The 348-nt window shown below is 66.1% G+C and carries 1 protein-coding gene; it reads right to left on the bottom strand.

Translation table 11 applies throughout. The features are described from left to right. Positions 1 to 348: T9SS type A sorting domain-containing protein (locus WX88_RS26980; protein WP_046247532.1), on the bottom strand; the 348-nt coding region annotated here is incomplete at both ends.

Raw genomic sequence — 348 nt, 5'->3', positions numbered from 1 at the left:
CACCGTGTGTACACCATCAGCCGCGCGGACTTTCAAGCTGTAAAAGCCGGCGGGCAAGCCAGAGAGGTCGACGTCCGAAACGTCTCCTGTCAAGACGCGCAGGACTTGTCCCTGGGTGTTGACCACGTCCACGGATTGCACGTGCTCCTGCTGCAGGTGCACCCGGCCCGTGGTCGGGTTGGGGTAGGCCGAACGCACGGGCTGGAGCCGGCTGGTTTTGGCCGTGGCCGCTTGGGCACTTCCCGACTTGGCGGCACTGGGCGCCGCGCCGTAGACTTCGACTTCATAGAGGGAATAGCCGTAGGGCGTGCCGCGGGTGATGCCGAGCACGCGCAGGTAGCGGCCGGT

Origin of the sequence: Hymenobacter terrenus (genome assembly GCF_000972495.1) — a bacterium.
Classification (GTDB): domain Bacteria; phylum Bacteroidota; class Bacteroidia; order Cytophagales; family Hymenobacteraceae; genus Hymenobacter; species Hymenobacter terrenus.
Note: the sequence above shows the minus strand (reverse complement) of the source record. Positions and strands in the feature narration are given on the sequence as shown.